This window comes from Subtercola boreus (genome assembly GCF_003399625.1).
Classification (GTDB): domain Bacteria; phylum Actinomycetota; class Actinomycetes; order Actinomycetales; family Microbacteriaceae; genus Subtercola; species Subtercola boreus_C.
The window spans coordinates 1-3,776 of sequence record NZ_NBXA01000064.1 but is presented as its reverse complement, the minus strand read 5'-3'; the positions used below and the strand labels follow the sequence as shown (position 1 = coordinate 3,776).

The window sequence follows — 3,776 nt, the reverse complement described above, 5'->3', positions numbered from 1 at the left end:
AGTCCTTCGCGATCTGAGACGCGTTGCCGTGGCCCTTCCGGACCACCGCCACGACATCATCGCGGAACTCTTTCGGATATGCCTTTGCCATGACTGACATCCTTCCAGCGAGAATGAAATCTCACAGATCAGATGACAACCGAACTCTGGGCAGACCCGCTGGCTAATTTATGCCATCTGTCTCATTGCGGCGATCGCGCTGCTTCTTCATCTCGTTGGTATTTGGGTTTTCAATGTGTACGGGCCGCTCTATACGTCTCTGCCTGGATGTCAATACATCAAACCGGAGACCGTACCGCCGGAGTATTCCAATCTCGTTAGCGGCAATGATCCGATCTCGCTCTTTCCGCTTGGAATCAACTGCATTTACCTCGACCCGCAGGGCGGCCGAGTGGCCGAACTGGGACCAACCTCATGGGCGCCAACCATAGACGCTTTGGTCACGATCGTGATCCTGATCGTGCTGGGGTTCACTGGTGCTTTGGGCGTTCGACGGCGACGAAAAGTGCAGCGGAGCGAGACCAGGACTGGGGACCCAACTGCTTCGAACTCACATGGCGGTGCCTCTAACGCCGAAAGCCTTACGTCTCGGGACTGACGCTGAGCGGGACGGCCGATCGTCTCAAGGAACGCGTCCTCCGGAGCTCGGCGCTTGGCGCAGCCGAGAATGCTTAGCAAAGCTTCCTCGCTAGGGTCGGGTGGATGGCAGGGATGCTTCGATCGCATCCGCAAGCGCGCGCAATTGACGCGCCGCCGACCAGGCATTGGCGAGGGCATAGGTTGAGAATTTTTGATCTTTGTGCTCTTCCACAACTCGAATCGCTGCGGTGGCGCTGCGAGTGATGGTAGATAGCGCCTCGATAACCTCATCAATGGTCGGTTGGAGCGCCCCGCTTCGCCCGTCGCGTGAGATGTCACGGGCACTAATTGCCTCTCCGGCGTCTGTCGCTTCTTCGACAAATTTAGAAAGCACGAACGAAATCACCGATAGCTTGCGCCGACGCATTCTGATTTCATCGTCAAGTTCATCAAGGCCGTTCGGAACCTTGAACAGCAGCGCTGTTGTCGCTGGACTCAATCCAAGTTCCTTCGCGGCCTCAATCACGGTTCCGAGCCGTTGGGCGTCAATAAGAGCCCACCCTCGTTTGGACGCCATGTTCCTAATCGTCTCTCCGGAAAAGGCTGGACCTACAACAGCGATGAAGCTCGCTTGATTGCGAGTCTTGTGGGTCTCCAAGGCAACATCGCTGATGTCGGTATGCGCGACGTGGCCATTTGAGCGCGACTTAGCCTCGACTATGGCGACCGTCTCGGAGCCGGCCGCGTCTCTCCACCGGACGACGATGTCGGTATCACCAGCTCCGCTGATGGTACTAGCTCTGAATCCAACTGCTCGAAATGCATCGCAGATTGCATTCTCGAATGCTTTACCAGAACCCAGATTGAGAGCGAGCGGTGTATGCGAGAGGGTCAGGAGTTCTTCCGTAAATAGCGGACGTGTCTGAAGAGTAGTCGGCGTGCTTGCATCTTCGGGTGGAGTGTCTTGGGTGACAACCTGCGGGTGTGCGTCGACGGGCAGTTCAGCGACAAGGGCTGCTCCCGAAGCTGTAGCTCGGAGACTCCCGTACCGTGGTGTTTCCGCTAGGCCAGTGTCCTCAAGGAACGAGGCAATCCATCGGCTCTTGTCTGTGTTCAATCCGTACTTGGCCGACTCGGCGTACATCTCGGCGCGCGTTGTACCAGCCCCGATGAATTGAATCATTTCACCGACGAAACGCATGTTCGCATGAAGGATGCGAATGAAGTTGACGTCGTCATTCGACGAGACCCAGGCTTTTGCGGGCGTCGTAGCTTCGTAGATGCCGTTTCCGATCTCGTGGAGAAGTCCCGATGCGCGTAAGAACGGCATCATGGAGTAGACACTGCTGCGTCTGAGACCGAACCTATCCGCGATGAAATCAAGGAGTTCCTGGCGCCCGATTGGATCAATCGCTGCGTTGACGATCGTACGCAGGTTCTCGACTTTGTTGGGATTGGTAGCAGGACTCGGTACCCAGATGTTGTAAGTAGAACGGGACTCGTGGGTGCGCACACCGGTTGAGAGTTCTTGGAGAAGCGTCTGAATCTCTTTAGGGGCCTCGAAGATTGGGCGAGCGTCTTTCTCCTGGGTCGTGGTTGCCTTCGGGCTGACAAGTGTGCTTTGGGCGAGGAGACTCTTGCCGTCAGCCGTGATTCGCCACTTTCGGCCTCCGATTGCTTCGATCAAACTCAGGGCATCAAGCCAGTCCGTTCTGTCTCGCACGCCACCGAGGGTCCTCCAAGTTGTCGAGTATCGAGTTTCAAGATGCGTGGCTAGTTGGTCGACAGTCGCAGGCTCCGTGGCGAAGAATGCCAATGATTCAACGAGAAGTCGAAAGTGCTGCGCCAGACTTAGACCGAGACCAGTGCGCGTGGGCTGGGATCTGAAGGCCTGGCCGGTAGGCGTGAGAACCAACTGCGCCTTCGGCGTAGCTACAAGCCCGATGGCCTTGAGGAACTTGCTGTATTCGTTCCAAGTCGATGCGTCCTTATTGGGCGCGGCGCCTCCTGTACTAGCTGACAAATCGAAGATGGCCGACGGGATGTCAGGATGAGCGTCCATGGCAATTGGGGCTTCACTAGTTCCGATCTGTTCAACAAGCTCTACGACCAGAGCGAACCAGGCGCGCTTTCCCCCACGCAAGCCGGGCAACGTGGTTACCTGCCTACGCCACAACGCACGCTGCTCGAGCTCCGCTTCGTCGGTCGAAGTCTTATTGATAGTTGAAGTCACGTACCTAATCTAGATGCGCGCATCGAACAATACTCGACGAATTCCCAACGCTTCTCAACGGTTCTTGGAATCGACTACCGCTGCAATTGTCGGAGACGGACGACCAACGGTACGGGTTCAGGCTGCGATGCAGGCCGGTCGCAGACAGTCGCTGGGGTCGAAGGGGTTCTCGACGCCTCTTCTACCTTGCCGCCCAACTACCCCTCTAAGTTGGTCCCATGGCTGAGGAGGTTGGTATGAGCAGGGCGTCAATGTTTGGAGTTCGAGGTTGGTCCCAATTTTTTGGGCTTCTGGTCCTTTTTGCGGGTTCGTTCCTGGTCGCCATTCGAGGTGGCGACACCCCGGCTGGCTTGGTTCGGGGCGCCGGGATAGTTGCGGCGGCTGTAGCGGTTTTTGCCGTGATATTGGTTGTGCTGACGATCAAGAGGCAATCCTTGGTGCAGTTTCAGAAGCAATATGCGAAAACGCATCCTGATGCAATTGTTATGGGTTGCACGCGAAGCCAGACGCTTCTTCCGGAACTTGAGAAATTTGCAACATATGATCAGCGGACTAGTTTAGGGACATACTTCACGCTGGTGGGGGATTCTTCCGGTCTCATGATTTTCGGATTCAAGAGAGATGGGCCGCCAAAAGGTCCAGACATCACAATTCCTTGGGGTGACGTCACAGGCGAGGTGCGGGCCGTCTTGGTCCAAGAACAAGCAAGACGCTCAAACGGAATTCGAGTCTCAATTGAAATCTTGGGGACTTCCGTCGTATTGGATTTCGCTGTTCTAGGCGGCGGAGTGGGTGGGCTATTTCCCCTCAAGCGAAAGCTGACCGAGAGGATAAGTGGGTCAAGTCCCCGGTGGTGGTGTAGCGGTAGTTCCTTCGGTTTGATGGGTTAGGCGCTGAGGGCGAGTGCTGTTTCTTCGACCTCCGTCCTGGTGTCGGGGACGAGGGCGAGGCGGCTTTTGGCGAG

2 protein-coding genes are annotated in these 3,776 nt (G+C 56.3%); both read right to left on the bottom strand.

Annotation, left to right across the window (positions count from 1 at the left end; genetic code table 11):
* Window positions 1–688: 688 nt before the first annotated feature.
* On the bottom strand, window positions 689–2,812 hold the full coding sequence (locus B7R21_RS19175) for a restriction endonuclease (protein WP_147305986.1): 2,124 nt from the start codon (window positions 2,810–2,812) through the stop codon (window positions 689–691).
* Between the two features lie 248 nt (window positions 2,813–3,060).
* Complete coding sequence (locus B7R21_RS19885) at window positions 3,061–3,282, bottom strand: hypothetical protein (RefSeq protein WP_147305985.1); 222 nt, start codon at window positions 3,280–3,282, stop codon at window positions 3,061–3,063.
* Window positions 3,283–3,776 lie beyond the last annotated feature (494 nt).